This window comes from Methylobacterium sp. TK31 (assembly GCF_055361545.1).
Window position 1 is genome coordinate 3,583,103 of sequence record NZ_CM143964.1, and the last position, 26,276, is coordinate 3,609,378.

A 26,276-nucleotide genomic window follows, 5' to 3' on the forward strand; every position below is an offset into this window, starting at 1 on the left:
CGGTGGCGCTCGGCCTCAGTTCAGGGTGACGCTCTCCGGCCGGCGCTCGGTGCTGAGGCCCGACTTGCCGACCTTCAGCCCGAGGGGGCCGACCTCCACCGGCACCGCCTCCCCGTCGTGGATCAGCCCGGACAGGAGCTGCTCCGCCAGCCGGTCCTGGACCGCCTTCTGGATCACCCGCTTCAGGGGGCGCGCCCCGTAGGCGGCGTCGTAGCCCTTGTCGGCCAGCCAGTCGCGGGCTTCGGGCTCGACGTCGAGGGTGATCTTGCGCTCGTCGAGGAGCTTCTGCAGGCGCTTCAGCTGGATGTCGACGATCGCCCCCATCTCCGACCGCTTGAGCCGGTGGAACAGGATGATCTCGTCGATCCGGTTGAGGAATTCCGGCCTGAAGTGGCTGCGCACCACACCCATCACCTCCTCGCGCACGGCATCGGTGTCGTCGCCCTCGCCCTGATTGACGAGGTATTCCGAGCCGAGGTTCGAGGTCATGATCAGGAGCGTGTTGCGGAAGTCCACCGTCCGCCCCTGTCCGTCGGTCAGCCGCCCGTCGTCGAGCACCTGCAGCAGGACGTTGAACACGTCCGGATGCGCCTTCTCGATCTCGTCGAACAGCACGACCTGGTAGGGACGGCGCCGAACCGCCTCGGTCAGCGCGCCCCCCTCCTCGTAGCCGACATAGCCCGGAGGTGCTCCGATCAGCCGGGCCACGGAATGCTTCTCCATGTATTCCGACATGTCGAGGCGCACGAGGGCGGTGTCGTCGTCGAACAGGAAGCCGGCCAGGGCCTTGGTCAGCTCGGTCTTGCCGACGCCCGTGGGCCCCAGGAAGATGAACGAGCCGATCGGCCGGTTGGGATCCTGAAGGCCGGCACGGGCGCGGCGCACGGCGGTCGCCACCGCCTCGACCGCCTCACGCTGCCCGACGACGCGCTCACCCAACACCTTCTCCATGGCCAGGAGCTTGTCGCGCTCGCCCTCCAGCATCTTGTCGACGGGGACCCCGGTCCAGCGCGAGACGACGCCCGCGATGTGGGCCGGCGTCACCGCCTCCTCGACCATGCCATCACGGACGATGGCGCTCTCGGCCTGGGCCTCGATCTCGGCGAGCTGGCGCTCCAGCCCCGGGATCACGCCGTAGGCGAGTTCGCCCGCGCGCTGGTACTGGCCCTGACGCTGGGCCGCGGCCAACTCGTTGCGCGCCTCGTCGAGCTTGCGCTTGAGTTCAGCGGCGGCTCCGAGCTTGTCCTTCTCGGCCTTCCAGCGCGAGGTGATCGCGGCGGACTGCTCCTCGAGGTCGGCCAGTTCCTTCTCCAGCCGCACCAGGCGGTCGCGGGAGGCGGAATCGGTCTCCTTCTTCAGGGCCTCGCCCTCGATCTTCAGGCGCACGATCTCGCGGTCGATGTTGTCGAGCTCCTCGGGCTTCGAATCGACCTGCATGCGCAGGCGCGATCCGGCCTCGTCCATCAGGTCGATGGCCTTGTCCGGCAGGAAGCGGTCGGTGATGTAGCGGTTCGACAGGGTCGCGGCCGCCACCAGCGCCGCATCCTGGATGCGCACGCCGTGATGCTGCTCGTACTTCTCCTTGATGCCGCGCAGGATCGAGACCGTGTCCTCGACGGTAGGCTCGGACACGAAGACGGGCTGGAAGCGCCGCGCCAGGGCCGCATCCTTCTCGACGTGCTTGCGGTACTCGTCGAGGGTGGTGGCACCGACGCAGTGCAGTTCGCCGCGGGCCAGCGCGGGCTTCAGGAGGTTGGACGCATCCATCGCTCCGTCCGCCTTGCCGGCTCCGACCAGGGTATGCATCTCGTCGATGAACAGGATGATCCCGCCCTCGGCCGCCGTGACCTCGGAAAGCACGCCCTTCAGCCGCTCCTCGAATTCTCCGCGATATTTGGCACCGGCGATGAGGGATCCCATGTCGAGGGCGAGCAGACTCTTGTCGCGAAGCGATTCCGGCACGTCGCCGTCGACGATGCGGAGCGCCAGACCCTCGACGATGGCGGTCTTGCCGACGCCGGGCTCACCGATGAGGACGGGGTTGTTCTTGGTGCGCCGGGACAGGACCTGGATCGTGCGACGGATCTCCTCGTCGCGGCCGATCACCGGGTCGAGCTTGCCCTCGCGCGCCGCCTCCGTCAGGTCACGGGCGTACTTCTTCAGCGCATCGTAGGCGTTCTCGGCCGTGGCGTTGTCGGCGGTGCGGCCCTTGCGCAGGGCATTGATGGCGCCGTTGAGCGAGGCCGCGGTGACGCCGGCCGCCGCCAGCGCGCGGCCGGCCTCGGTGTCCTTCTCCACCGCGAGGGCGAGGAGCAGGCGCTCGACGGTGACGTAGCTGTCGCCGGCCTTCTCGGCCGCCTTCTCGGCGGTGTCGAACAGGCGCACGAGCTCGCGCGTCGCCTGCGGCTGAGACGCGTTGCCGGACACCTTCGGCTGCTTGGCGAGCCAGGCCTCGGTCTGCGCGAGGGCGACCCGCGACTGGCCGCCGGCCCGGTCGATCAGACCGGCGCAGAGGCCCTCGGAATCGTCGAGCAGGACCTTGAGGATGTGGCCCGGCTGAAACTGCGGATGGCCCTCGCGCATCGCGAGGCTCTGCGCCGCCTGAACGAAGCCGCGGGCGCGCTCGGTATAGATCTCGAAATTCATCTGTGTCCCACCTCCCCGAGTCGGCTCGACCCGCCGCCCGCTCTTCGCGGCACGGAAGATCGCCGAAACGTCGTCCCCTCGGCCGGTGCCGCTGGAGACCCCGGCGCCACATGGCCGCCGGTGATGGGGATGTGGTGTTGCATATCGGCACCACAAGGGCTCGGGACGCGATCGGGTGCGGATGCGCGAAGGCTTGCGCATGGACGCATTTCAGGGCCACGCTCGACGCATGACCGATACGCCGCGCCTCCACCTCGACGCCCTCTACCGTTATCCCGTGAAGGGCCTCTCGCCCGAGCCGATGGCGCGCGCGACGCTCACGACGGGGGACTACTTTCCCGGGGACCGGCTGTTCGCGGTGGAGAACGGCCCCTCGGGCTACGACCCCGCGGCCCCGGTGCATCAGCCCAAGATCAAGTTCCTGATGCTGATGCGCGACGAGGCTCTAGCGCAACTCGACACGCGCTATGATCCCGAGGACGGGACGCTGACGATCCGCCAGGGCGGCGCGATCGTGGCTCGGGGCGACCTCGCCCAGCCGGATGGGCGCGCGGCGATCGAGGCCTTCCTCACCGGCTTCGTGCCGGGCTCCCTGCGCGGCCCTGCCCGCGTTCTCGCGGCACCCGCCGGGTACCGCTTCACGGATTCGCCGCGCGGCTTCGTCTCGCTCCTGAACCTCGCCAGCGTCGCCGCACTCGAGACCCTGACCGGTGCGGCGGTGGACCCGCTCCGCTTCCGGGCGAACCTCCACGTCACGGGTCTGGCCCCCTGGTCCGAGCTCGGCCTCGTCGGCCGCACGCTCACCGGGCCGGACGGTGTGCGCCTGCGCATCCACAAGCGGACGCAGCGTTGCGCGGCGACGAATGTCGACCCGGTCACGGGCCAACGCGACCTCGCGATCCCGCGAACCCTCTCCCAGCATCTCGGCCACACCGATTGCGGGGTCTACGCGGAGGTGCTGGAAGGAGGCGTGCTGACGGCGGGTGAGGCGCTTGCCCTCGCCTAGACTCGTTCTCGCCGAGACAGGGCCTGCGGCTAGATCGCGTCGCGGTGTACGAGGACGATGGCGGCGGCGTAACCGGCCCGGCGCAGGTGGCGCAGGTCGGCGTGGCGGCGCTCGCACGTGACCTTGAGGTAGCGGTTTTCCCCACCGGTCAGTCCGGTGGAGGCCGCAGCCACCTGCCCATGCATCAGGCATTCCATCGGAGTCCGGGCAGGCGCGACGATGACGTCGAGGGCGGTGTCGCGCGAGCAATCCTTGGCGAGGAGCGTTGCAGCGCAGACGAGAGCGACGGAAAGCAGTTCGGACATGACGGACCCCTTGTTCGAGATGGCGAATAAGGTCCGCGGTGTGGCTCCGGCGTGCGAGCGGCCGCGTGATCGTTGCCTTGGTGTTCCCCGCGTCGTTGTTGTTGGAAGCTGCCAAGCACGGCGTGTGCCAGCGTGGTTTCTCGGGTGGAGCGGACGGCCCGTGGAGCGCTCAGCGGCGGGTCTGCAGCCAGTGCGGCTCCGGCTCCGAGCGCGGCAGGACGGCCGCGACGGCATCGAGATCCACGGTGAAGCGATCGGTGAGGAGCCGCCAGACCTCCGAGGGCGAGGCGGCCTGATGGCCGAGCTGATCGACCGCACTGGCGATGTGGTGCGGATTCAGCAGGGTGGGACGCGGCAGGTACGGATCGGCATTAAGCATGGTGCAGAATCCCCGGCGATGGGATGATCATGATTTATCAACCTTAAGGAAGACTTAACAATAAGCGGTTGCAAGCGCGGTGCCATCCATGCCGAGGCCGAAGGCGCCCCACCATCCTCTGCCGGACCCCGGCGAAACTCCCTGCCCGGATGCGAAATTCGTCCCAGCGCTGCTTCGCAGCGTCGCCTTGCTGCGCTAGAAGCCCGGCGTCGCGCGCGGTGCCCGACGCACCATCGAGGACGAGCCCCACGATGAAAGAACCGCTGCCCAACGTGCATGTGCGCGCCGAGGTCCTGGTCCAGGCCCTGCCGCACATGCAGCGCTACGACCAGGAGATCGTGGTCATCAAGTATGGCGGCCACGCCATGGGTGACCGGGCGGCGGCGGAGGATTTCGCAGAGGACATCGTGCTCCTCGAGCAGTCCGGCCTGAAGCCGATCGTGGTCCATGGCGGCGGCCCGCAGATCGGGCGGATGCTCGGCCGGCTCGGCATCGAATCGGAGTTCCGCGGCGGCCTGCGCGTCACCGACGAGGCCACCGTCGAGGTGGTCGAGATGGTCCTGGCCGGCTCGATCAACAAGCAGATCGTCGGCTGGATCTCGGCCGAGGGCGGCCGGGCCGTCGGCCTCTGCGGCAAGGACGGCAACATGGTGCGGGCCCGCAAGGCCACCCGCACGATCATCGATCCGGAGAGCCAGACCGAACAGGAGGTCGATCTCGGCCTCGTCGGCGAGCCCGAGCATGTCGAGCGCGGCGTGCTCGACGCGGTGCTGAAGGCCGAATTGATTCCGGTCCTGGCACCGGTGGCCTTCGGCGCCGACGGGCAGACCTACAACGTCAACGCCGACACCTTCGCGGGCGCGATCGCGGGCGCGCTCCGGGCCAAGCGCCTGCTGCTGCTCACCGACGTTCCGGGCGTGCTCGACAAGGACAAGAAGCTGATCCCGGAGCTGTCGATCGACGATTGCCGCCGCCTGATCGCGGACGGCACCATCACGGGTGGCATGATCCCGAAGGTGGAGACCTGCATCTACGCCCTGGAGCAGGGCGTCGAGGCGGTGGTCATCCTCGACGGCAAGGTCAGCCACGCGGTGCTGCTGGAACTGTTCACCGATTACGGTGCCGGCACCCTGATCCGCCGGGGCTGAAACGTCCCCTGCCCCGCGCTCACGCGGCGCGGGGCCGGAAGGCCACCAGGGTCATGTCGTCCCGTCGGCTCCCGCCGGCCCGATAGTCGGCGAGCGCCGCGTCGAGGATCGCCACCTGCTCCGCCAGCGGAGCCGCCTGGTGGTTGGCCAGGATCTCGGTGACGCCGCGATGGCCGAGAAGGCGGCGGCCCGGCCCGGGGCCGCCCATCTGGTCCGTGATGCCGTCGGTCATGAGATAGAGGGTCATGCCCGGCGTGACGTGCAGGCGGCTTTCCTCGACGGATTGGCGCTCGCCCGGCCGCTGCGGATAGCCGAGGCCGCGCTTGGCGCCACGGATGCGGGTCACCGCCGCGCCGTCGATGGTGGTCAGCGCGGTACCGGCGCCGGCGAAGCGGATCTCAGACGTGGCCGGGTCCCAGATGCAGAGACCGCAATCGAGCCCGTCATCGGATTCCGCGCCGCGACCGTCCTGACGCAGCTGGGTCCGGACCATTCCGTCCAGTGCTTCCAGGATGGCGGCCGGGTCGCGCAGGCCGCGCTCGTGGATCAGCCGGTCGAGGGCGGTGGCGACGATCAGGGTCAGGAACGCGCCCGGCACGCCGTGCCCGGTGCAATCGGCGACCAGGAGAATCCCGAGGCCGTCGATCTCCTCCAGCCAGAAATAGTCGCCGCCGACCATGTGCAACGGCTCCCAGAGCACCGCCACGTCGAGGCCCGTGCCGTCGAGGGCGGAGCGGTCCGGCAGCACCGAACTCTGGATGCGCCGGGCGTAGCCGATGCTCTCCATCACGAGGTGGTTGGCCTGCTCCAGCTTCCGGTGGGCCTGTTCCAGTTGCTGCAGCAACTGCTTGGCCTCGTCACCGGAGCGCAGCCCGTCGACCATGCGGTTGAAGGCCTGGGAGATGACGTCGATCTCGTTGCTGGCACGGAAGGCTCCGTCGAGTTCCACCGCCACCCAGCGCTTGTGCTCGACCTCGCGCATGGCCACCAGCAGGCGCTTCAGGGGGGCCAGCACGTGGCGGCGCACGTTGGCGTGCAGGGTCACCACGAAGGCGAGCATCAGGATCAGGCTGGTACCGACGGCCAGCACGGCCTGCTTCTCGGCGTTGCCGCGCAGGTCCTCGGCGGAGATCGACAAGGTCAGCCGTCCCGCGGGCGCCTCGCCCGGGACGGCGACGAGGTCAGCCTGGGTGGTGATCTGCTCGAACGATCGCCCGCGCTTCGGTTCGCCGAGGGTCATCACCACCGTGCCGGCCGCATCGCGCAGGGTCGCGGCGCGGAAGGCAGGGTCGAGGGTCAGCGCCTCCATCGGACGACGATAGACCTCCGGGCGGGCGCTCCAGGCCGGGCTCGCGATCGCCTTGGCGGTCAGCGACGCCATCAGGCCCGCGCGCTCGGTATAGAGGCGGAACTGGTCGTGATAATTCACCCAGGCAATGCCGATCTGCGTCACCAGCACGACGACAGCGATGACGGGGTAGATCCGCAGGAAGAGCGTGTGGGCGAGGCTGTCGAGGTCGCGGCCCTGGGCCGAACCGCGCAGGGCGCCCGGACGCATCGAGCTCGGTTCCGCGCCCGGGACGTCGACGAAGCCCGCCGCGGACAGGAAATCGCTGCTGCGCCGAGGCCCGGCCCCGCGCAGCGAACCGCCCCGGATCCGGGCAGATTTGGAAGGCTCAAGGCCTGCAGCGTCGGAGTCGGCGATCATGGGCAGGTCGCGTCCCCCTGGGCCTTGGGCTCGTCCGGCTTCACGGCGACGCGGTTGCGGCCACTTCCCTTGGCCACGTAGAGAGCCGCATCGGCCCGTTGCATCGCGGTCTCAACGCTTTCGCCGGGCTGGGCCTGGGCGACGCCGATGCTCACGGTGATCCGCATGGCGGCGTCCATCGTCGGCACCGGCGTCGCGGCGACCGCCTCGCGCAGGCGCTCGGCAAAGGCGACGCCCGCGTCCAGATACGTATCCGAGAGAACGATGGCGAATTCCTCGCCGCCGGTACGGCCGATGAAGTCGAGAGTGCGCAGGCTGGCCCGGCAGGTCGCCACGAAGGACATCAGCGCCGCGTCGCCGGCGGCGTGGCCGAAGCTGTCGTTGAGGAGCTTGAACCGGTCGAGGTCGAGCATGAGGATGCAGACCGGGGCGCCGCTGCGGTCGTGGCGCTGCCACTCGCGCGCCGCGATCTCCATGAACCGGCGCCGTGCCAGGGCGCCCGTGAGGTCGTCGGTGTCGGCGAGGCGCCGCAATTCGGCCTCGAGGCGGGTCCGGTGCTCGATCTCGCTCGACAGGGCGGCGTTCAGGACCTGAAGGTCGCGGCGCTGCTGGGCGAGGGAGTTGTTGGCCTTCTGGAGGTCGAGTTGCATCCGATCGCTCATCCGGACCAGCCGCCGCTGCTCGCGGTAGCCCCGGCGATACGCATCGGCGAGGGCCTGGACACCACCCGCCACATCGGAGAGCCCCGAGAGCATCGCCTCGGTGCGGGTCAGGACCGCTTCCTCGGCGTCGTAGAGGCTGAAGGAATCGGCGGCGGCCTCAGTAGCCGTCTCGGCGGCGGCGCTGGCGACGGCTCTGATCGCGTGGGTCATGCGGCCTCCCTCACCATTTCGAAGCGGGCGAAGGAGAAGTCGGCGGCGAAGTCCTCGCCCGCCTCCTCGATGGTCTCGTCGCCGTCGGCGAAGCGCCAGCGCACCGTCACCGAACGCCCCTCCTCGGCCGCATCTTCGAGGGGCATGAACAGGTTCATCAGCGCCTTGGCGCTGGACGAGTTGAAGTAGGCGAGCCCCACCTCGAACACGATCGCAGGCCCGGACGCGTCCGCCAGGTAGGCCCGCAGGGCCTGGAGCAGGGGCCCGAAGAAGGCCGCCGCATCCTCGGGGTAGGATTCGCCGTGCAGGGAGAGGTGCCCGGTCGCGAAGTCGAAATCGACCCGCGGCGAGCGTTCCGTAGCGGCTAGCTGAATTCGGTCCATGGGTAATCGGCCCGTCAGATATAGGCTTTGAGGCAGAAGAAGCTGCGTCCGGAGCCGAGCTCCTGGAAGTCGTACTCGACCGGCGCGCTGGAGCGCCGGGCGATCTCGATCAGGCCGATGCTGCCGCCGAGGCTGCCCTCGTCCGGCGGCTGGCGCAGCTTCTCCCGGTAGAACGCCTTGAGTTCGTCGCTGTTGAGACTCGCGATGTGATCGAGGCGGGCCCGCAGCGGCGACACGTCGGTAACGGGTAGTTCGTTGCCGCAGACGACGTAGAAGCGCCCCCCTTCCATCCCGACGACGATCACGCCGTGACTGATGAGGCCCGTTTGAGGGCCACCCGGCTTCACGACCTTGTCGGCCGAGTAGCGGATCACGTTCTGGGCCTGCTCCACGAAGACCGCGAAGACGCGCTTGGCGACCGAGGCATCGGTCTCGCCCTGGCTCATGCGCAGCTTGAGCACCTCGCCGAGGGAGAACAGGACGTTCTCGGAAATGTCGCCGCCGAAGGAGAGGATCACGCCCTGACGCCGCGAGGCGTCGAAGAAATTCATGAAATCGCGAGCGAGCAATGCAATTTCTCCTGCCTCTCGAAACTGGCAGCGGCCGCGCCGCGCGCTGTACCGTTTCGAAGAAATAGCGCCGCGTTCGTATATGTCGGGTTAAAGTGCCACCGGAGAAACGTCTTTACGCGTATAAGCAAATATGGGCTGAAAACGCTGTAAAGCTGCCTATTTCGAATCCAGATTGTGCAGTTTTGCCTAAACAGAGGTCATTGCATTTCGGCCGGAGAGATGCCGCGTGTCTGCGCGCCCTTTACCGACCGGCCGATGGAGAGACAGGCGCCGGCTCGGCCGCTTGCGGGCGGCGTAAGGCCATGCTCTGAAAAGATAGCGCTCCGCTTCCCATCGCGGCGCCCGGTCCCCATCTTCTGCGGCCGGGCTTCGCGGCCCTCATCGAACCGCATCGACCTATCGTGTTCCTTCCCGGCGAAACTCACTTCACCACGGCGCAATCCCGCGGCTTTCGCCACGTCGACACCTGGGTGTTCGATCTCGACAACACGCTGTACCCGAGCGATGCCCGCGTCTGGCCGCAGGTTGATGAGCGCATCACCCTGTACGTGATGCGGCTATACGGGCTCGACGGCCTCTCGGCCCGAGCGCTGCAGAAGTATTTCTACCACCGCTACGGGACGACGCTGAAGGCTCTGATGGTGGAGGCGGCGATTGACCCGCACGACTTCCTCGACTTCGCCCACGACATCGACCATTCGTCGATCCGCCTCGACGCGGCACTGGGCGATGCCATCGAGCGCCTGCCCGGCCGCAAGCTGATCCTGACCAACGGATCGCGCCGGCATGCCGAGAGCGTGGCGGCCAAGCTCGGTATCCTCGACCACTTCGAGGACGTGTTCGACATCGCCGACGCCGATTTCATCCCGAAGCCTGAGCGCTCCACCTACGAGCGCTTTCTCAAGCGGCACGGGGTCGAGCCGCGCCGTGCGGCCCTGTTCGAGGACATCGCCCGCAACCTCATCGTGCCGCACGACATCGGCATGTCCACCGTGCTGGTGGTCCCCCCAACGATCGACCCCTTCCGCGAGGCCTTCGAGCAGGAGGCGGTGCGCGAGCCGCATATCGACCACATCACCAGCGATCTCGCCGGATTCCTGGCGCAGCGCGTGCTGCCGGAACTCGCATGAGCGGCGGGACCAACCCGGACTGGGCATCGGCCCGGTCGCCGGACCTCGGCACGATCGAGGATCTGGCCCATGCCGCCTTTGCCAACCTGCCGCTGGCATTCCGGAACCTCTGCGCCGGGCTCGTGATCCATGTCGAGGATTTTCCCGACGACGAGACCCTGCGGGAGATGGATTGCGAGAGCCCGTTCGACCTCCTCGGCCTGTTCCGGGGCATCGGCCTCGCCCAGGGCGGCGAGACGGCGACCGGCCAGATGCCGAACCAGGTCTGGCTCTATCGCCGACCCCTGCTCGACGACTGGGCGGAGCACGACGAGTCCCTCGGGCACCTCGTCACGCATGTCCTCGTCCACGAGATCGGGCACCATTTCGGCCTGTCGGATGCCGACATGAAGGCGATCGAGGCAGCGGCGGATCCCTGAGGGAGTCAGGCCTTCTGGGCGGAGGGAAGCAGGCTGGCCTTGGGTCGGCGGGTCCGGAACTGCCCGCGCTCCACCGCCACGAAGACCAGGACGGCCAGCGCCAGGGTGGTGAGCCACCACATCACCGTCATGCCCACGCCGATGCAGGCGATCAGGAAGGCCGAGGCGAAGGCCGCCATGGCGCCCGGGACCAGCACGGACGCCTCGCGGCCCGCCCGGCGGATCGCGGCGTGCAGAGCGAAGGCGGCCGCGAAGGCCCCCACGAGACCGAGTTCGTACCAGAGCTCGAACAGCAGGGTGCGCGGAGCGTTCATCGGCAGCAGGTTGACGTAGCGCCCGCGCAGGGCCGTCTCGAGTCCATGTCCGGTGACGAGACGCAGCGGCTCGCTGGTGACGATGGTCTGCCAGGCCTTCAGGCTGAGCACGCCGGGCGCCCGGCCGCCGAAGACCGTCGCGCCGATCGGCCGGGCGACGAAGGGAAGGATCGGGCCGAGCACCAGCAGGGCCGCCGCCGTGACGCCCAGAAGCCGCGGGGCCAGGACCGGCCGGAACGCCGCGAGAGCGAAGGCGACGGCGCCGATCGCCAGGCCGACGAGGGTGGTCGGCCCGGGGGAGACGATCAGCGCGACCGAGACGAGCAGCGCAAGTCCGAGGGCCTCGCCGTTGCGCCCGCGCGACCGGAGCCAGGACACGGCCGGCCAGACGAAGAGGACGAGGAGGATCAGGCCGCGATCGAGGATCGCGTCCTCATCCGGTCCGAGCAGGCCCTGGCCGAACGGTCCCTGCCCCGTGAGCCCGAGGCCGATGGCGAAGACGGCCGCCGCCGCCACACCCACCGGCAGGAGGTAGAGGTTGGCCGAGCGCATGCGGTCCGGCAGGGCGAGGTACCCCGCCATCGTCATCAGCAGCGTCGCGACCACGTTGAGCAGCCGTTCGGTGGCCAGGCTGAGGAACGGCGTCCAGATCAGCGACAGTGCCGACCACAGGATCACGAGGCAGCCGGCCAGGAAGGCGGGCGACCGCAGCAGGCGGGTGGAGGCCATTCCGACCGGGCGGGCCCGGCCGTCGATGGCGCTGGCCAGAAGCAGGAGCGCGATGGAGATCGGCGCCAGGATGACCACGGCCCGTCGGGCGACCTGGGCCGCCACCGGCATGATCACGAACAGGCCGATGAAGCCGATCCGCCGCAGCAGCGCCGCGGCATCGAGAGCGGGATCGACCGAGGTGGAGGGAGCGCGCGCCATGGGTTCGATGGAGGCCGTGAAACGGCGCCAGGATGAGGCCCGCGCGCTAACGGCGAGACCCTAGTGCAGCCGGGAGGGCCAAGCTGTAGACGTCGTGCAACAGTCGGGCCTTCACGCCGGCCGGGGTAGCGAACGGCGGCTTCGGCCCGCGACCACGCGCCGGCAGAGATCGGCGAGGATGCGCCAGCCCGCCCAGGTCGCGAGAAATCCGACGAGACCCGCGGTGAGGCCGTCGGCGGTGGTGGGAATGGCGGGAGTATAATCCTGGTAGGTCGCCCGGGCGAGGGAAAGGTCCGGATCGCGCGCCAGGGCGACGACGCGACCGAGGGGGCCTCCGGCTTCCGAGAGTTCCCGCCGCTGCCGATCCAGGGCGGCGAGGCGCGCGATGTCCTGGCGGGCCGCCTCGCCGCGGCGGGCGACCAGGGGGTCGCCGTCGCCGCGCAGGCGCGCCACCGCATCCTCGCGGCTGCGACCGGTGGCGGCGGCATCGGCCTCGAAGCCGGAGACCACCCGGCGTAGTTCGTCCAGGGTGCCGCCGAGACGCTGCGCATATTGCTGGGCGAATTCCGGCGCCTGCGCGGCGACGGCGCCGCCGATGAGTGCCAGGGCGAGCCCCAGGGTGCGTAGGACACGAAACACCGGCCTCTCCACGAGCGTGACGGTGTGGGACAAGGGCACGACGCCGCGGCAGGTTCCGGCCGGAGGCACAAGGCTCCGGAGCGGAGCTCTTTTCACTCCGAAGCGGATCTTTCCTGTGCGAACGCCGCGGTGATGTCGGCTTCGGTGACCTCGGGCATGGGCCGGGCGACCTTCAGGGCGCGGGTCGGTCGCCCGGGCGCGAGGATCAGGATGACGGTCTCGGTGCCCGGACAGGCTGGGTCGGCGCAGACGATCTCGCTCGCCTTGACGACGACGCTCTCCGCCAGCTCGCCATTGCGGCGGACCCAGGCGGCGATCGCCTCCCGGGCGCCCTGGTCCGCCGGGGGCCGGCGGCTGCCGAAGCCGAACAGCGCCATCGCGGTCAGGCCGGCAGGGTCAGGAGACCGGCCTGACCGTCGGTGCAGCCGAAGGCGAGGCGGCTGCCGCGGCCGTCCCAGGCCAGGGCCGAGATGCCACTGCCTTTGACCGCGTGGCGCACCAGCAGCTCCGAGGCATCGGAGAAGCGCACGAGGAGGATGCAGCCGTCCTCGTATCCGATGGCCAGGACCAGGGCTTTGGGGTGGAACGCCACGCGCGAGACCCGCGCGGGGCGTACGCCGCACTCGCGCGGCGCCTTGCCGGTCGGGCCTTCCTTGGAGTCGAACGGCCAGACGATGGCGGCCTCGGCGCCGCTGGTGGCAAGCCAGTGCCCGTCGCCCGACCAGGAAACCGAGCGCACCTTCGCCGGATAGCCCGACATCCGCATATGGCCGCGATCGGGCTGGAGGCGCCAGCCGTGCAGCGAGTTCTCCTGCATCGTCGTCACCACGAACCGGCCGTCCGGCGACCAGGTCACGTCGATATGCGAGCCCTTCCACTCGATGAAGTCGGGGGCCGTGTCGAGGTTCGGGTACCAGAGGGTGGCGCCGTTGTAGTGGGAGACCGCGAGGCGATAGCCCTTCGGCGCGAAGGCGAGGCCGCGGGCGGTGGACGGCGCCGAGAAGATCTTCTCGCGCCCCTTGGCATCGCGGGCGACGACGTTGCGCCCGGCCGCGAAGGCGAGGCCGCCCTCGGGATGCAGCGCGAGGGCGTCGATCCAGGCACCGTTCTTCGCAGTCGCGACCTCCACGACGTCGCCCGTGTCGGAGGTCGCCACCACCCGGCCGTCGTCGCCGCCGGTGACGAGGCGGCGCCCGTCGCCGGCCGCCACGAGGATGCCGGCGTCCGGATGCGCCTCGACCCGGCGGATATCGGCGCCGGAGGCCAGGAGCACGCCCCCGTCGCCGAGCGCCAGGGCGAGAGTGTCCTTCAGCCAGACCGTGGCGGTGACATGGGCGCCGGCCGCCAGCGGCGTCACGTGATCGAGGAGGGAGGGGGCACTCATCGCAGCGGATCTCTCAACCAGGGGCTCGCGGGCTCACTTCGCAACGGCGGCCTTCGCCGGCACCGCGCGCGCCGTCAGGACCGTCGCGACGAGCGCGAGGAGGCCGGCGATGCCGGCGGGAATGGCGAGGGCATACAACGCCAGCTTCCCGTAGGCGACCGTCCCGGCCACCGATCCGACAAGGAGCGAGAACCAGACGACGGCGTCGCTGATCCAGGCCGTGCGCGCACCGCGCCGGGCGAGGGCCAAGGCCAGCTTCTGACCGAAGCCGAACAGGGCGCCGGTCACGAAGGTCGTCCCGGCGCGGAAACCCTGGACGTGGGACAGGACCGCATTCTGCGCCCCCATCGCCAGGGCCAGCATCAGCGAGGCGATGCCGGAATCCGGCGCGGCCGTGGCGGCCTCGAAAGCGGCACCGACGATCGCGGTCTCGAAGCCGAGAATGACCGGCGTGACCCAGCGCGCAGGCGTCAGGGCCGAGAGGCCGCCGCCGCAGAGGCCCCCGAGGAGGAAGGCGGCGATCAGCAAGGCCGGCAGGATGGCGTGGCGCGGGTCGCCGTGCCCGAGGGAGACCGCGAACTGGGTCGTGTTCCCGCTCATGAACGAGGTGTAGAGGCCGCCGAGCCGGATGAAGCCGAGGGCATCCACGTAGCCGGCCAGGGCCGTGAGGAGGAGGCCGAAGCCGAGGTGCCAGGGACGGGTCATGGACGGGCAGCACGCTCGTTCACCACCGCCGCCACAGGGTTAAAGCTTCGCTTACCAAGTCGGCGCAATTGGAGTGATCGGCAGCGAACGAAGCGCCTCGGCGACCCGTTTGTCTTGCGATCCGGCCCGGCCCCCAGGGGCTCACACCGGGTGAGTAGGAGTTGCGTCATGATTTCCTTCGCCTGCGCCTTTCCCATCCATCCCGCCTTCAGCCCGCGCGTCGCCGCCGAGACCGTCCTGGTTGTCGAGGATGAGGCCATGGTCTGCGAGCTCGCCGCCGAGGCGCTGCTCGACGAGGGCTACCGCGTCCTCACCGCCGCCGATGCCGACGCGGCAGAGGACATCCTGGCGCGGGAGCGCGTCGACCTGCTCTTCACCGATATCGATCTGGCCCGCAATACGAACGGGATCACCCTCGCGCATCGCGCGCGCCGCCACTTGCCGAACCTACCCGTGGTCTACACCTCGGGCGGGCGCGGCCATCTCTCCCAGGCCGAGGCCGTCACCCAGTCCATCTTCGTCCCGAAGCCCTACCGCTTGAGCCATCTCGTGGCGCTCGCCAACGAGATCCTGCGTTCCCCCCCCCATCATGGTTGAGACCGGACCGCGCACGGCGCGGGTTCGGTCGCCGGAGCCCGGAGCCTTCCGATGCGCAATCTGCCTACCCCTCGCGTTGCCTCCTTCCTCGCGCCCCTCCTCGTCCTCCTCGCCGGCACCGCCACGGCCTCGGCCGCCTGCGACGTGAAAGGCGCCAAGCTCGAGGAGGCGATCGCGGCCAAATCCGAGCTGCGCGAGACCGCCAACAAGCAGACGGTGCGCGACCTGCGCACCCTGCGCGACGCGGCAATCGTGCTGGAGACCTACAAGTACGCCGCCGAATGCGAGCGCCTGGTCGAGATCGTGCGAGCGCTGGCCGCCAACCCGGAGAAGACCATCGAGCGCGGTGGCGACACCGACGAGGACAAGGCCGAGGACCTGATGGAGGCCCGCGAACCGAAAGCGCCGGCCCCGGGTGAAACCGCCAAGCCCAAATGAGCGTCCCGCGCGTTGAGCTGCGCGTAAATACGAGGCAGAGGGCAGGCGGAGCGGCATGGCGAAGGACACTCAGATCCGCGAGGCGGGCATCGCGCACGCGGCACAACGGCTGCCGTCGGTGGTGGTCGACGACTACAACATCGAGCTGAAGGACGGCGACGGCTTCATCGGCGACCGGGTTTCGAAGGCAGCCTTCCGCGAGATGCTGGAAGCGTGCCGGGAACGCCTGCGGGCCCTCGGCGACGACCCCCTCGGCGACAAGGACAGTTGCGACTTCTCCAAGCGCCGCCTCGACCAGATCCTGCTCGGGGACGATCCTCTGGCGTCCGGCGTGGTGTTCAGCGCCATCGAGGACTTCGCGCAGGAACTCGCCCGCGTGGCGCGCCTCTTCCTCGGGCAGGATGGTTGGGAAGGCACCCAGGCGATTGTGGTCGGCGGCGGGTTCTCCGACAGCCGGGCCGGCCGCCTCGCGGTCGCGCGTGCCGGCTTCCTCCTGCGCACAGGCGGCCTCGACATCACCCTCGAGCCGATCCGGCACCATCCCGACGAGGGCGGCCTGATCGGCGCGGTGCATCTGGCGCCCTCCTGGATGTTCTCCGGCTACGACAGCCTGCTCGCCGTCGATATCGGCGGGAGCAACATGCGCGCGGGCGTGGTGGTCACGAACCTCCGGAAGGCTTCGGACCTGTCGCGCAGTGAGGTCTGGCGTTCCGAGATCTGGCGCCACTGCGACGAGGACCCGATGCCGAGCCGCGACGAGGCGGTGGAGCGTCTCGTGGGGATGCTCAACGACCTGATCCGGCGGGCGGACCGTGCCAACCTCACCCTGGCGCCCTTCATCGGCATCGGCTGCCCCGGCATGATCGAGGCCGACGGCACCATCGACCGCGGTGGCCAGAACCTGCCGGGCAACTGGGAGGGCAGCGACTTCAACCTCGTCGAGCGCGTGACGACGGCGATTCCGCGCATCGGCGAGCATCCCACCATGGTGGTGATGCACAACGATGCCGTGGTTCAGGGTCTCAGCGAGGTTCCGGACCGCAAGGATGTGACGCGCTGGGGCGTGCTCACCATCGGCACCGGCCTCGGCAATGCGCGGTTCACCAACCGCGGCACCGACGACGAAGCGTAGGCCGCCCAAACGTCTCAGCGCGCTTTGGCGCCGGTGCGCGCGAAGGCCTGGGCAATGCGCTCGCGCAGCTCGTCGTTGAGTTCGATATCGACGAGGCGCCAGGTCCAGCCGCGCAGGCGCAGGCGGATTCGCAGGCGGCGGTCGCGGCTGGCCTCGGGCGGCACGCCGATGACCACGGTGCGGAAGCCCCGCATCTCGGAGGCGAGATAGAACGGAATCAGGCGGCGCAGATTGTCGATCCGCAAGCCTCCGCCCCTGGATTTTCCGTCCGGCGCGTCGCGGCCGATTTCCACCGATTGCGGCCAGCCGTCATCGAGGAGATCGACCACCGTGGCGGGGGTGACCAGGGCCTCGGCGATGGGGATCGCCAAGGCGGCGGCGGCCTCCGCGATCCGCTGGCGCTCTCGCGGCTCGGCCTCGGGTGACGCCGGGTCGCGCGCCTGCGCGGCCGCCGCGGCCTGGCGGATCACCGACAGGCGCAGGGTCCGGAAATTGACGTGCCGGGCGACGTAGTCTGTGTCGTGTGATTGGACCGCACGGGCCAGATCGTAGAGCGCCCAGAGCGGCGTCAGCGTGTACGCGAACCATCCGAGCACCAACAGGATCGGGATCGACCACCACCGCATCGGGCGTCAGGCCGTCATGCGGATGCGTGCCACGCCGTGAGCCCCGAGAAGGCCTCGACCACGCCCTCGTAGACCGGGCGCTTGAACGGCACGATCAGGTCCGGCAGCTCGGCGATCGGCTCCCAGCGCCAGGCGTCGAATTCGGACTTGAAAGCTCCATTGCCGGGTGTCGCGACGTCGATCTCGTCGTCGGAGCCGAGGAAACCGAAGGCGAACCACTTCTGGGTCTGGCCGCGATACCGTCCCTTCCAGGCCTGCTTCAGAACCTCCGGCGGCAGGTCGTAGGAGAGCCAGCCCGCAGTCTCGCCGAGGCGGACCACGGAGCCGGCCGAGACATTGGTTTCCTCGTGGAGTTCGCGCAGGGCGGCGGCCTCCGGGTCCTCACCGTCGTCGATGCCACCCTGGGGCATCTGCCAGGCCCGTCCATCCGCCACGTGCTCCGGCCCGGCATCGGCCCGCCGCCGCCCGATGAAGACGAGGCCTGCGCGCGAGATCAGCGTGATGCCGACGCAGGGACGGTACGGGAGGTCGGCGCCGTCGGCGATCGGGGATGCGGTCATGGGCGGGACCATAGGCAGGCGCAGCATGTGCCGCAACGCACGAAACGGCAGCGCCGCGCAATTCAGGGTCGGGTCGCCCGGGCGCAGACGTCGGGACGATGCTTCAGGGCTTGGCGCTGGTAAGTCGGGTGTTCGCGCCACTGCCACGCAGGGCGACGCTGACGGGAACGAGGCGGATGCCGCGCGCCTCCACCTCGGCGGCCCAGCGGGCGATGCGGTCGATGCTCATCGGAAGGGCCGAAGCCGAGGCGAAGGCGAAGCCCTTCTGACGTGCCTGAGCTTCGAGCCGTGCCAGTTCCCGGTCGATCGCCTCCGGGCGCGGCAGGGCATCGAGTACGATCTCGGCGCGGGCGACGGGCACCTTCGCCTTGGCGGCCAGCGAGGTGGCGAGCGAGCGCGGCGAGGTACCGTCGTCGACGAAGCCGAGGCCGCGGGCGCCGATCTCGCGCAGGACCGGTTCGAGGGCGGCCGGGTCGCTGGTCAGCTTCGCGCCCATGTAGTTGACGATGCCGACAAAGCCCGAGAACCGGCTCATGACCCAGCTCAGTCTGTCGAGGTTCTCCGGGGGGCGCGAACCGGTCAGCAGCGTCTGTGGGCCGGGATCGCTGTCGGGATAGTCGAACGGCTCCATCGGCGCCTGGAGCAGGGCCTCGTGCCCGGCTTCGCGTGCCCGGGCGACGGTCCGTTCGAGGTCGCTGCCGTAGGGCGCGAAGCCGAGGCTGATCGCGGGCGGAAGCCGGGTGATGGCGCTGGCGGTCGCCGCCTGCCCGATCCCCAGGCCCGAGACCAGGATGGCGACGCGGGGGCCTGAACCGCCGGCATCAGGGCGGGCGTAGACGTCGAGGGCGCGCAGGCGCCCGTCCCCGAGGCGCGGGATGTTGCCGTGGCGCCCGCGCTCGACGAGGCGCGGATCGGGAGCTGCGCTCAGCTTGACCGGAGCCGCGGGCGGGACCTGGATCACCACCGCATCGGTGGGCGCCGCCGTACCGGTCGGGCGCACGACGGTCACGCCGGAGGCATTCTCCACCTCGCTGGCGCTGCTCGGACCGGCTTTCGGCGCCTCGGACCTGGCCGCCTGTGCCGCCGGTTCCACCGCAACAGGTTCGCGAAGCGCGATGGTCGCGATCGCGCTCGGCTCGCCGCCCTCGGGATCTCCTGCCACGACGAGAATGCTGGCGCCGAGGACGAGACCCACCACGAGTCCGCCGAGCACCATCGGCGCGGTCACCTTCACCTGCAGCAGCGACCGAAGGCGCTGGCCGGCGGTCGGCTTGCCGCCAAGCGGACGAGTCAGGATGTCGTCGGTGGCCACGCGCAGCCGCTTCCCCAGGCTTCCGGACCGATGCGCAGGGGGGCCTTCTCACGGCCGAAACAGCAACGGCCCCCACGTCGGTCCTGAACCGACATTGGGGGCCATCATGGTTAACGCATCGCTAAGGCGATGCGGATCTAAATCAGTTCGGGACGGCGGCCTTCGGCGTGTTGGCCGCGCCCTTCTGGATGCCGCGCAGGAAATCGAAGGCGGCGATGAGCTGCTTGTCCTTGGCCGGGTCCGGCGGGACGTAGGCCGACGAGCCGCCGCGCTCCTCGACGTCCTTCTGCTTCAGGTGGCCCTTCAGGCCGGCCTCGCCCTTGGTCTCGTCCTTGCCCTTGAGCTCGTCCGGCACCTCCTGCAGGACCTCCTGGTCCGGCTCAATGCCCTTGGCCTGGATCGAGCGGCCGGACGGCGTGTAGTAGCGCGCCGTGGTCAGGCGCAGAGCGCCGCTGCCGCCCAGCGGGATGATCGACTGCACCGAGCCCTTGCCGAACGACCGTGTGCCCAGCACCGTGGCGCGCTTGTGGTCCTGCAGGGCGCCGGCCACGATCTCGGAGGCCGAAGCCGAGCCGCCGTTCACCAGCACGACGATGGGCTTGCCCTTCGTCAGGTCCCCGGACTTGGCCGAGAACCGCTGCGTCTCGTCCGGATTGCGGCCGCGGGTGGAGACGATCTCGCCGCGGTCAAGGAAGGCGTCGGACACCATCACCGCCTGGTCCAGGAGACCGCCGGGATTGTTGCGCAGGTCGAGCACGTAGCCCTTGAGCTTGTCGGCACCGATATCGGCGTTCAGCTTGTCGATCGCCGCGCGCAGGCCGTCGAAGGTCTGCTCGTTGAACTGGGTCAGGCGGATGTAGCCCACATCGCCGCCCTCGGCGCGGGAGCGCACGGGCTTGATCTTGATCACGTCGCGGTTGAGCGTGACCTCGATCGGGTCCTTCGACTCCTTGCGGCTGATCTTCAACTTCACCGGCGAGTTCACCGGGCCGCGCATCTTGTCGACGGCCTGATTGAGGGTCAGGCCCTGGACCTGATCCTCGTCGATCTGCGTGATGATGTCGTTGGTGAGAATGCCGGCCTTCGAGGCGGGCGTGTCGTCGATCGGCGTCACGACCTTGATCAGGCCGTCCTCCATCGTGACCTCGATGCCGAGGCCGCCGAACTCGCCGCGCGTCTGCACCTGCATGTCGCGGAAGCTCTTGGAATCCATGTAGCTCGAATGCGGGTCGAGGGAGGTCAGCATACCGTTGACGGCTGCCTCGATCAGCTTCGCCTCGTCGGGCTTCTCGACGTAATCGGTGCGCACCTTCTCGAACACGTCGCCGAACAGGCTGAGTTGGCGGTAGGTCTCGGCGGATGCCGCGACCGCGCTCGTTCCGGAGAGCAGGCGGGTCTGGGTCGCCACCATGGAGGACCCGACGCCGATGAACGCGCCGAGCAGAACGAGGGAAACCTTGCGCATTATCCGCGAACCTTCTCGCTGGGGCTTTTCGCCCACCAAGGCTCCGGATCGATGGAGCCGCCGTCTTTTCTGAACTCTACGTACAGGACCGGATCGCCGCGATCACCGGCTGCCGTATCGGCGCCGGTTCCGCCCTCCCCCATCGCCGCCACCGGCTCGCCCGCGAGCACGAACTGGCCGACCTCGACGTTGATCTGGTCCATCCCCGCCAACAAGAGATAGTAGCCATCGCCGGCGTTGATGATCAAGAGACGCCCGTATGAGCGAAACTGTCCAGCGAAGGACACCCAGCCATCGGCCGGTGACGAAACCACGGCCTTCGGCCGGGTCGCGAGCGATATGCCGCGGGTCGTGCCACCGTTTCCGTCGGGTTGGTTGAAGCTGCGAAGGAGCGCGCCACTCACCGGACGCGGCAGGTCGCCACGGGTGTCGACGAACCGCACCTTCGGCGCCAGTCGAGCCGGGTCCCGGGCACCGGCGGCGGCGAAGCGCTCCTGCGTCGCACGGGCCTCGCGGGTCTCGGCAACCCGGGCCTCCTCCGCCGCACGGCGGGCGGAGGCGACCTCTCCCTCCATCCGGTCGAGGAGATCCTTGAGACTGCGGGCCTGGACCGACAGTTCGGCGGCGCGGGTTCGCTCGGCCGCGAGGCCGCTCTCGATCTCCGCCTGACGGGCACGGCGCGCCGCGATCAGGGCGTTCAGCCGCTGCTGCTCCCGGGCCCAGCCCGCGAGGTCGTTGGTCAGGCCCTCGCGATCGGCCGCAATCAGTCCCTTGAGGCGAACGAGCTCGGAGAGGTCGGCCGCCAGGGTCTCGGCCTCGCCACGCAACTCCGGCACGACGGCGCCCAGCAGCATCGAGGTGCGGATCACCGCGAGCACGTCTTCGGGCCGCACCAGCACGGCGGGGGGCGGGCGCCGCCCCATCCGCTGCAGGGCCGCCAGGATCTCGGCAATTACGCCGCGCCGGGCCTCCAGCGACCGACGCAGAGCCGCCTCGCTGGCCCCGAGGGTCCTCAGGCGCTCTTCGAGCCGGCTCATCCGGACCTCGGTGGCCTGCGCCTGGCGGGTGGCGTCGAGGAGCGCGGTGTTGAGCTTGGTCCGGTCGCCGCCGATGCTAGCGATCTCAGCCTCGAACTTGGCGCGGGCCCCGGTGCTGGCGGCCAGCGCCTCCTCGATGCGCTTCAGGTTCTCGGCCCGGCGGGTCTTCTCCTCCAGGGCCTTCTGGACCGCCTCCGGCGTCGCGGGCGTCTCGGCACGCGGCGCGACCGACAGGACGAGCAGCGGTGGGACGAGGAAGACGAGCGCCAGCAGGCCGCCACTCATGCCGTCTTGCCTGCGTCGCGTGGCCGGATTCATCGCTCGTCGAGGTTTCCGCGGTGATACGGGTGGCCCGCCAGGATTGTCAGAGAGCGATACACCTGCTCCAGGGCGAGGATGCGCACAAGTCCGTGCGGCAAGGTGGCGGCTCCGAAGGACAGGGCGAGTTCAGCCCGGCTCCTCACGACGGCATCGAGACCATCGGCACCCCCGATGGCAAGAATGAGGACGGAGCGACCGGCATCACGCCAGCCGCCGATGCGCGCCGCGATAGTCTCGCTGGTGAGGTCCGACCGGCCGCGCTCGTCGTAGATCGCCAGAACCGCGCCGGTGGCCGCTTGCGCGAGGATGGCAGCCCCCTCCTCGGCGGCGCGATCCGGGGCACGCCGTGCCCGACTCTCAGGGATCTCGCTGACGTCGCACGCGCTGAAGCCGAGACCACGCCCCATCTGCGCGGCCCGCTCGCGGTAGCGGAGGGCAAGATCGCGCTCGGGCCCGGGCTTCAGGCGGCCGACCGCCGCCACGAGGAGGCGCACGGAGCGGTGCCGACGCTCACTCGGCCAGGGCGGACAGGGGACGGTCGCTGGTCGGACGATCGGCTCCCCACATCTTCTCGAGATTGTAGAAGCCACGCACCTCCGGCCGGAAGATGTGCAGGATGATGTCGCCGGCGTCGATCAGCACCCAATCGCAGGCCGGAAGGCCCTCGACGCGGGCGGTACCGAGACCCTTCGACTTCATTTCCTGCAGGACCCGGTCGGCAATCGCGCCGACATGGCGCTGGGAGCGACCGGAGGTGATGATCATGGTGTCGGCCAGGGAAGTCCGACCCATCAGATCGATCTCGATCGTCTCTTCGGCCTTCATGTCCTCGAGGCAATCGAGGGCCAGGCTCCGAAGATCATCGATCTTCCGGCTGGTGGAATCGTCGGAGCCCGGGGCTCCGGTATGGACCGCGTCGTTCAGCGTCTGGGCTCCTGCAATCGCCATCGTCATCCCATGATCGTACCCTGTATGCGGATAAAGTGGAACGTGGCTCTTGCCTTTTCCATGACCGGCCCGTGAACCCGCCTATGCGCCGTCCTTCGCGCCGGCCCGCAGCGCCGTCGACGAGAGGGCCGAGCGCGGTCCGTGCAGGAAGATCCAGGCGGGGGCCGGTCGGTTTGCCAGGGTGGGTGCATCGGCCTCCGCAATGCGCCAGCGCGCGAGGGCCTGGGCTGCGCGTGCGGCCGGCCCCGTCAGCGTGAAGCCCGGCCGGTCGATGATGGCGATCGGCATCAGGCTGGCGATCTCGAAAAATCCCTGCCAGCGGTGAAATGTCGCGAGGCTGTCGGCGCCCATGATCCAGACGAAGCGCACCGATGGGTTGCGACGGGTGAGATACCGAAGGGTCTGGCGGGTGTATTGCGCACCGATCCGCGATTCGAAGTCGGTGACCACGATGCGGGGGTGGTCGGCGACGCGGTCCGCTCGTGCGACCCGGCGGTCGATGGCCGCGAGTTCGCCCCGGTCCTTCAGCGGATTGCCAGGGGTTACCATCCACCAGATGCGGTCGAGGCGCAGCCGTCTCAGGGCGACGAGACTGACATGCCGATGCCCGAGATGGGCCGGGTTGAAGGAGCCGCCGTAGAGGCCGATGCGCAGGCCCGGCGCGACGGGAGGCAGGTGCGCCGGCCCCGACGCATCAAGGCGCATCGGAGCCCGAACGGGGCGGAGGGAGCCGCGTCAAGGACGCGTCTGCCCGTTCCCATGGACGCGATACTTGAAGGTGGTCAGCTGCTCGACGCCCACCGGGCCGCGGGCGTGCATGCGGCCGGTGGCGATGCCGATCTCTGCCCCGAAACCGAACTCGCCCCCGTCGGCGAATTGGGTCGAGGCATTGTGCGTCACGATTGCCGAATCGACTTCGGCGAGGAACCGGGTCGCCTCCGCCATGTCGTCGGTGATGATCGCGTCGGTGTGATGCGAGCCGTTGGTCTCGATGTGCTCGATCGCTGCCTCGAGGCCGTCGACCACCCGCACCGAGATGACGGCGTCGAGGTACTCGGTGCGCCAATCGATATCGGTGGCGGCGGTGACCCGATCGTCGACGGCCTGGGTGGCAGCATCGCCGCGCACGGCGCAGCCGGCTTCCAAGAGCGCGGCGACGAGGGGAGCGAGATGCGTGTCCGCGCAGGCCCGGTCGACGAGCAGGGTCTCGGCTGCGCCGCAGATGCCGGTGCGCCGCATCTTGCTGTTGAGGACGACGGTCCGGGCCATCTCGAGATCGGCGCCTGCCGCCACGTAGACGTGGCAGATGCCGTCGAGATGGGCGAAGACAGGCACGCGGGCCTCGGCCTGGACCCGCTCCACGAGGCCGCGCCCGCCGCGGGGCACGATGACGTCGATACCGCCGTCGAGGCCGGTGAGCATCGCCCCCACCGCCGCACGGTCGCGGGTCGGGACGATCTGGATGGCATCGGCGGGCAGACCGGCGGCCTCCAGACCGGCGCGCATGACACGGGCGATGGCCATGGCGGAGCGGTGGCTGTCCGAGCCCGCCCGCAGGATCGCGGCATTGCCGGCCTTCAGGCAGAGCGCCCCGGCATCGGCGGTGACGTTGGGGCGGCTCTCGAAGATGACACCGATCACGCCGAGGGGCACGGCGATGCGCTCGATCAGCAATCCGTTGGGCCGCTCGAAGGCTGCGATCTGGCGGCCGACAGGGTCCGGCAATGCGCCGATCTTGGCCACCGCATCCGCGATGCCGTTGAAGCGTGCCGCGTCGAGGGTAAGCCGGTCGATGAGCGCCTGGGTCTGACCCGCGGCGCGAGCCGCCTCCACGTCACGGGCATTCTCGGCCAGGATGGCGTCCCGCTCGGCCCGGAGGCGCTCGGAGATCAGGCGCAGCGCTGCGTCCTTGGTCTGGGCCGGCGCGAGAGCGATCTGGCGGGCGGCGGCGCGGGCGCGCCGGCCGATGGCGTTCATCTCCTCGGAGAGATCGCCGGGGGGCGCAAAATCGGTTCGCAGGTTCAGAACGGGCACGGCCTTCATCCTCGCGACCGTCGCGGAAAGGGGCGCGGCCGCCATGTGTTCCCGCCCGTCATGCCATGGCGGATACGGTCAAAACAAGCATTGCCGCTGACAGAGCAGCTATTCCCCCACCATGGCGAGGTCGTCGCGGTGCACCATTTCTGCACGGCCCGGATGGGTGAGGAGATCCGCGATTTCCCGACTCGGCCGGCCGATGATGCGCAGGGCCTGGTCGCTGTCATATGCCACGAGGCCGCGCCCGAGGATGCGTCCGGCCTCGTCCCGGATCACCACGGCATCGCCGCGCCCGAAGCCGCCCTGGACCTTGATGACACCCACCGGCAGCAGGCTCGCGCCGCCCTGGAGAGCCCGCGCCGCACCGGCATCGACCGTGAGGATCCCGCGCGGCTCCAGGGAGCCGGCGATCCAGCTCTTGCGGGCAGTGACAGGATTCGACCCCGACAGGAACCAGCTGCAGCGGCCGCCCCGCAGGATGGTGCGCAGGGGATTCTTCTCGCGTCCGTCGGCGATGATCATGTGGGTGCCGCCGCTGGCGGCGATCTTGGCCGCCTCGACCTTGGTGCGCATGCCGCCGCGCGAGAGTTCCGAGGCCGGGCCGCCGGCCATGGCCTCGATCTCCGGCGTGATCCGCTCAATCAGGGGCAGATGGCGCGCGTCCGGGTCGGTGTTCGGAGGCGCGGTATAGAGCCCGTCGATGTCCGAGAACAGCACCAGCACATCGGCGCCGATCATCGTGGCGACGCGGGCGGCGAGGCGGTCGTTGTCGCCGTAGCGGATCTCGCTGGTGGCGACCGTATCGTTCTCGTTCACGACGGGCACGGCCCGCACCTCGAGGAGCTTTAGAACCGTGGCGCGGGCATTGAGATAGCGCCGACGCTCCTCCGTGTCCTGCGGCGTCACCAGAATCTGCCCGGCCGCGATGCCGTGATGACCCAGGGCCTCCGACCAGTGCCGTGCGAGGGCGATCTGCCCGACGGCCGCGGCCGCCTGACTTTCTTCCAGGCGCAGGGTGCCGGGCGGATAGCCAAGCACCGTGCGCCCCAACGCGATGGCGCCGGAAGAGACGACGAGCACGTCGGCTCCGCTGGCATGCAGGTCGGCGATGTCCTCGGCGAGCGCACTCAACCAGGCATGTCGCAGGCGTCCGCGCGTCCGATCGACGAGGAGGGCCGAGCCGACCTTGATGACGATGCGGCGGAAATCTTGGAGGTTTGGGATCAGGGCGTCGAAGGTCATCGGCAGCGGCGGCGGGAGGAC

29 protein-coding genes are annotated in these 26,276 nt (G+C 69.6%); 7 read left to right on the forward strand and 22 right to left on the reverse strand.

From position 1 onward, the window contains the following. Positions 1–15: 15 nt before the first annotated feature. Positions 16–2,646, reverse strand: a complete 2,631-nt coding sequence (gene clpB / locus ACXJY8_RS16610; protein ID WP_463770815.1) for an ATP-dependent chaperone ClpB — start codon at positions 2,644–2,646, stop codon at positions 16–18. A 229-nt stretch (positions 2,647–2,875) separates the two neighbouring features. On the opposite strand from clpB, the gene ACXJY8_RS16615 reads away from it, so the two are divergent. After that, positions 2,876–3,652, forward strand: coding sequence for an MOSC domain-containing protein (locus tag ACXJY8_RS16615; RefSeq protein WP_463770820.1), 777 nt, complete (start codon positions 2,876–2,878; stop codon positions 3,650–3,652). 29 nt (positions 3,653–3,681) lie between these two features. On the opposite strand, the gene ACXJY8_RS16620 is transcribed toward ACXJY8_RS16615, so the two are convergent. Continuing rightward, entirely contained in the window at positions 3,682–3,957 is a 276-nt protein-coding gene (locus tag ACXJY8_RS16620) for a hypothetical protein (RefSeq protein WP_463770822.1), read from the reverse strand. 169 nt (positions 3,958–4,126) lie between these two features. Further along, positions 4,127–4,336, reverse strand: coding sequence for a hypothetical protein (locus ACXJY8_RS16625; protein ID WP_463770824.1), 210 nt, complete (start codon positions 4,334–4,336; stop codon positions 4,127–4,129). Positions 4,337–4,587: 251 nt separating this feature from the next. Between ACXJY8_RS16625 and argB the strand changes: the two genes are divergently transcribed. Continuing rightward, positions 4,588–5,484 (forward strand): acetylglutamate kinase, encoded by an 897-nt coding sequence (gene argB, locus ACXJY8_RS16630; RefSeq protein ID WP_244013842.1) that lies wholly within the window; start codon positions 4,588–4,590, stop codon positions 5,482–5,484. 19 nt (positions 5,485–5,503) lie between these two features. Here the strand turns inward: argB and ACXJY8_RS16635 are convergent, their stop codons facing one another. From ACXJY8_RS16635 to ACXJY8_RS16650, 4 genes are all read right to left on the reverse strand, one after another. Continuing rightward, the gene (locus ACXJY8_RS16635; protein ID WP_463770829.1) at positions 5,504–7,042 is read right to left on the reverse strand and encodes a SpoIIE family protein phosphatase; all 1,539 of its coding nucleotides are present in this window, start codon (positions 7,040–7,042) and stop codon (positions 5,504–5,506) included. A gap of 146 nt (positions 7,043–7,188) precedes the next feature. Then, a complete protein-coding gene (locus tag ACXJY8_RS16640) occupies positions 7,189–8,064 on the reverse strand; it encodes a GGDEF domain-containing protein (protein ID WP_463770833.1) in 876 nt (291 codons plus the stop codon). Continuing rightward, positions 8,061–8,447, reverse strand: a complete 387-nt coding sequence (locus ACXJY8_RS16645) for a DUF1987 domain-containing protein (protein WP_463770836.1) — start codon at positions 8,445–8,447, stop codon at positions 8,061–8,063. Before ACXJY8_RS16645 ends, ACXJY8_RS16640 begins: the two co-directional genes overlap by 4 nt. Positions 8,448–8,461: 14 nt before the next feature. Further along, on the reverse strand, positions 8,462–9,016 hold the full coding sequence (locus ACXJY8_RS16650) for a SiaB family protein kinase (protein ID WP_463770841.1): 555 nt from the start codon (positions 9,014–9,016) through the stop codon (positions 8,462–8,464). A 404-nt stretch (positions 9,017–9,420) separates the two neighbouring features. Here ACXJY8_RS16650 and ACXJY8_RS16655 point away from each other — a divergent pair, with 404 nt between their 5' ends. Both ACXJY8_RS16655 and ACXJY8_RS16660 read left to right on the forward strand, forming a co-directional pair. Then, positions 9,421–10,149: a pyrimidine 5'-nucleotidase gene (locus ACXJY8_RS16655; RefSeq protein WP_463770844.1), complete on the forward strand. Its 729-nt coding sequence runs from the start codon at positions 9,421–9,423 to the stop codon at positions 10,147–10,149. Then, positions 10,146–10,568 carry a metallopeptidase family protein gene (locus ACXJY8_RS16660; protein ID WP_463770847.1) on the forward strand — a complete coding sequence of 141 codons (423 nt, stop codon included), beginning with the start codon at positions 10,146–10,148 and terminating at the stop codon, positions 10,566–10,568. The genes ACXJY8_RS16655 and ACXJY8_RS16660 overlap by 4 nt, the downstream gene beginning before the upstream one ends. Before the next feature lie 5 nt (positions 10,569–10,573). Here the strand turns inward: ACXJY8_RS16660 and ACXJY8_RS16665 are convergent, their stop codons facing one another. From ACXJY8_RS16665 to ACXJY8_RS16685, 5 genes are all read right to left on the reverse strand, one after another. Further along, on the reverse strand, positions 10,574–11,812 hold the full coding sequence (locus tag ACXJY8_RS16665; RefSeq protein WP_463770849.1) for a peptide ABC transporter permease: 1,239 nt from the start codon (positions 11,810–11,812) through the stop codon (positions 10,574–10,576). A gap of 111 nt (positions 11,813–11,923) precedes the next feature. Next, positions 11,924–12,451 (reverse strand): DUF2937 family protein, encoded by a 528-nt coding sequence (locus tag ACXJY8_RS16670; protein WP_463770852.1) that lies wholly within the window; start codon positions 12,449–12,451, stop codon positions 11,924–11,926. A 92-nt stretch (positions 12,452–12,543) separates the two neighbouring features. Next, positions 12,544–12,828 (reverse strand): hypothetical protein, encoded by a 285-nt coding sequence (locus tag ACXJY8_RS16675; RefSeq protein ID WP_463770855.1) that lies wholly within the window; start codon positions 12,826–12,828, stop codon positions 12,544–12,546. A 5-nt stretch (positions 12,829–12,833) separates the two neighbouring features. Then, a complete protein-coding gene (locus tag ACXJY8_RS16680; protein ID WP_463770857.1) occupies positions 12,834–13,835 on the reverse strand; it encodes a WD40 repeat domain-containing protein in 1,002 nt (333 codons plus the stop codon). 33 nt (positions 13,836–13,868) lie between these two features. Continuing rightward, on the reverse strand, positions 13,869–14,540 hold the full coding sequence (locus ACXJY8_RS16685) for a YoaK family protein (protein WP_463770860.1): 672 nt from the start codon (positions 14,538–14,540) through the stop codon (positions 13,869–13,871). Positions 14,541–14,708: 168 nt separating this feature from the next. On the opposite strand from ACXJY8_RS16685, the gene ACXJY8_RS16690 reads away from it, so the two are divergent. The 3 genes from ACXJY8_RS16690 to ACXJY8_RS16700 are packed head-to-tail and all read left to right on the forward strand — an operon-like array spanning position 14,709 to position 16,707. After that, positions 14,709–15,137 carry a response regulator gene (locus tag ACXJY8_RS16690; protein WP_463770863.1) on the forward strand — a complete coding sequence of 143 codons (429 nt, stop codon included), beginning with the start codon at positions 14,709–14,711 and terminating at the stop codon, positions 15,135–15,137. A gap of 51 nt (positions 15,138–15,188) precedes the next feature. Continuing rightward, entirely contained in the window at positions 15,189–15,575 is a 387-nt protein-coding gene (locus tag ACXJY8_RS16695; RefSeq protein WP_463770865.1) for a photosystem reaction center subunit H, read from the forward strand. A gap of 55 nt (positions 15,576–15,630) precedes the next feature. Beyond that, positions 15,631–16,707: an ROK family protein gene (locus ACXJY8_RS16700; RefSeq protein ID WP_463770867.1), complete on the forward strand. Its 1,077-nt coding sequence runs from the start codon at positions 15,631–15,633 to the stop codon at positions 16,705–16,707. Positions 16,708–16,721: 14 nt separating this feature from the next. On the opposite strand, the gene ACXJY8_RS16705 is transcribed toward ACXJY8_RS16700, so the two are convergent. The 10 genes from ACXJY8_RS16705 to proB form a co-directional block, all read right to left on the reverse strand. Further along, positions 16,722–17,333 carry a DUF2939 domain-containing protein gene (locus ACXJY8_RS16705; RefSeq protein ID WP_463770869.1) on the reverse strand — a complete coding sequence of 204 codons (612 nt, stop codon included), beginning with the start codon at positions 17,331–17,333 and terminating at the stop codon, positions 16,722–16,724. Positions 17,334–17,347: 14 nt separating this feature from the next. After that, entirely contained in the window at positions 17,348–17,893 is a 546-nt protein-coding gene (locus tag ACXJY8_RS16710) for an RNA pyrophosphohydrolase (protein WP_463770871.1), read from the reverse strand. 103 nt (positions 17,894–17,996) lie between these two features. Beyond that, positions 17,997–19,211, reverse strand: a complete 1,215-nt coding sequence (locus tag ACXJY8_RS16715) for a divergent polysaccharide deacetylase family protein (RefSeq protein ID WP_463780713.1) — start codon at positions 19,209–19,211, stop codon at positions 17,997–17,999. Between the two features lie 136 nt (positions 19,212–19,347). Further along, positions 19,348–20,670, reverse strand: a complete 1,323-nt coding sequence (locus tag ACXJY8_RS16720) for a S41 family peptidase (protein ID WP_463770874.1) — start codon at positions 20,668–20,670, stop codon at positions 19,348–19,350. Further along, positions 20,670–21,992, reverse strand: a complete 1,323-nt coding sequence (locus ACXJY8_RS16725) for a murein hydrolase activator EnvC family protein (RefSeq protein WP_463770878.1) — start codon at positions 21,990–21,992, stop codon at positions 20,670–20,672. The genes ACXJY8_RS16720 and ACXJY8_RS16725 overlap by 1 nt, the downstream gene beginning before the upstream one ends. A gap of 29 nt (positions 21,993–22,021) precedes the next feature. Further along, complete coding sequence (rlmH, locus tag ACXJY8_RS16730; RefSeq protein ID WP_463770882.1) at positions 22,022–22,522, reverse strand: 23S rRNA (pseudouridine(1915)-N(3))-methyltransferase RlmH; 501 nt, start codon at positions 22,520–22,522, stop codon at positions 22,022–22,024. A 16-nt stretch (positions 22,523–22,538) separates the two neighbouring features. Further along, positions 22,539–22,982, reverse strand: coding sequence for a ribosome silencing factor (gene rsfS, locus ACXJY8_RS16735; RefSeq protein ID WP_463770885.1), 444 nt, complete (start codon positions 22,980–22,982; stop codon positions 22,539–22,541). A 75-nt stretch (positions 22,983–23,057) separates the two neighbouring features. Beyond that, entirely contained in the window at positions 23,058–23,681 is a 624-nt protein-coding gene (locus ACXJY8_RS16740) for a nicotinate-nucleotide adenylyltransferase (protein WP_463770888.1), read from the reverse strand. A gap of 30 nt (positions 23,682–23,711) precedes the next feature. Next, positions 23,712–25,010: a glutamate-5-semialdehyde dehydrogenase gene (locus ACXJY8_RS16745; RefSeq protein WP_463770892.1), complete on the reverse strand. Its 1,299-nt coding sequence runs from the start codon at positions 25,008–25,010 to the stop codon at positions 23,712–23,714. Between the two features lie 108 nt (positions 25,011–25,118). Continuing rightward, positions 25,119–26,255, reverse strand: coding sequence for a glutamate 5-kinase (gene proB / locus ACXJY8_RS16750; RefSeq protein ID WP_463770895.1), 1,137 nt, complete (start codon positions 26,253–26,255; stop codon positions 25,119–25,121). Between the last annotated feature and the right edge of the window lie 21 nt (positions 26,256–26,276).

Bases quoted from the DNA above. Each gene is read 5' to 3' on its own strand.
- clpB (WP_463770815.1), bottom strand. From the start codon at position 2,646: ATGAATTTCGAGATCTATACCGAGCGCGCCCGCGGCTTCGTTCAGGCG.
- ACXJY8_RS16615 (WP_463770820.1), top strand. From the start codon at position 2,876: ATGACCGATACGCCGCGCCTCCACCTCGACGCCCTCTACCGTTATCCC.
- ACXJY8_RS16620 (WP_463770822.1), bottom strand. From the start codon at position 3,957: ATGTCCGAACTGCTTTCCGTCGCTCTCGTCTGCGCTGCAACGCTCCTC.
- ACXJY8_RS16625 (WP_463770824.1), bottom strand. From the start codon at position 4,336: ATGCTTAATGCCGATCCGTACCTGCCGCGTCCCACCCTGCTGAATCCG.
- argB (WP_244013842.1), top strand. From the start codon at position 4,588: ATGAAAGAACCGCTGCCCAACGTGCATGTGCGCGCCGAGGTCCTGGTC.
- ACXJY8_RS16635 (WP_463770829.1), bottom strand. From the start codon at position 7,042: ATGCGTCCGGGCGCCCTGCGCGGTTCGGCCCAGGGCCGCGACCTCGAC.
- ACXJY8_RS16640 (WP_463770833.1), bottom strand. From the start codon at position 8,064: ATGACCCACGCGATCAGAGCCGTCGCCAGCGCCGCCGCCGAGACGGCT.
- ACXJY8_RS16645 (WP_463770836.1), bottom strand. From the start codon at position 8,447: ATGGACCGAATTCAGCTAGCCGCTACGGAACGCTCGCCGCGGGTCGAT.
- ACXJY8_RS16660 (WP_463770847.1), top strand. From the start codon at position 10,146: ATGAGCGGCGGGACCAACCCGGACTGGGCATCGGCCCGGTCGCCGGAC.
- ACXJY8_RS16665 (WP_463770849.1), bottom strand. From the start codon at position 11,812: ATGGCGCGCGCTCCCTCCACCTCGGTCGATCCCGCTCTCGATGCCGCG.
- ACXJY8_RS16675 (WP_463770855.1), bottom strand. From the start codon at position 12,828: ATGGCGCTGTTCGGCTTCGGCAGCCGCCGGCCCCCGGCGGACCAGGGC.
- ACXJY8_RS16680 (WP_463770857.1), bottom strand. From the start codon at position 13,835: ATGAGTGCCCCCTCCCTCCTCGATCACGTGACGCCGCTGGCGGCCGGC.
- ACXJY8_RS16685 (WP_463770860.1), bottom strand. From the start codon at position 14,540: ATGACCCGTCCCTGGCACCTCGGCTTCGGCCTCCTCCTCACGGCCCTG.
- ACXJY8_RS16690 (WP_463770863.1), top strand. From the start codon at position 14,709: ATGATTTCCTTCGCCTGCGCCTTTCCCATCCATCCCGCCTTCAGCCCG.
- ACXJY8_RS16695 (WP_463770865.1), top strand. From the start codon at position 15,189: ATGCGCAATCTGCCTACCCCTCGCGTTGCCTCCTTCCTCGCGCCCCTC.
- ACXJY8_RS16700 (WP_463770867.1), top strand. From the start codon at position 15,631: ATGGCGAAGGACACTCAGATCCGCGAGGCGGGCATCGCGCACGCGGCA.
- ACXJY8_RS16705 (WP_463770869.1), bottom strand. From the start codon at position 17,333: ATGCGGTGGTGGTCGATCCCGATCCTGTTGGTGCTCGGATGGTTCGCG.
- ACXJY8_RS16710 (WP_463770871.1), bottom strand. From the start codon at position 17,893: ATGACCGCATCCCCGATCGCCGACGGCGCCGACCTCCCGTACCGTCCC.
- ACXJY8_RS16720 (WP_463770874.1), bottom strand. From the start codon at position 20,670: ATGCGCAAGGTTTCCCTCGTTCTGCTCGGCGCGTTCATCGGCGTCGGG.
- ACXJY8_RS16725 (WP_463770878.1), bottom strand. From the start codon at position 21,992: ATGAGTGGCGGCCTGCTGGCGCTCGTCTTCCTCGTCCCACCGCTGCTC.
- rsfS (WP_463770885.1), bottom strand. From the start codon at position 22,982: ATGACGATGGCGATTGCAGGAGCCCAGACGCTGAACGACGCGGTCCAT.
- ACXJY8_RS16740 (WP_463770888.1), bottom strand. From the start codon at position 23,681: ATGCGCCTTGATGCGTCGGGGCCGGCGCACCTGCCTCCCGTCGCGCCG.
- proB (WP_463770895.1), bottom strand. From the start codon at position 26,255: ATGACCTTCGACGCCCTGATCCCAAACCTCCAAGATTTCCGCCGCATC.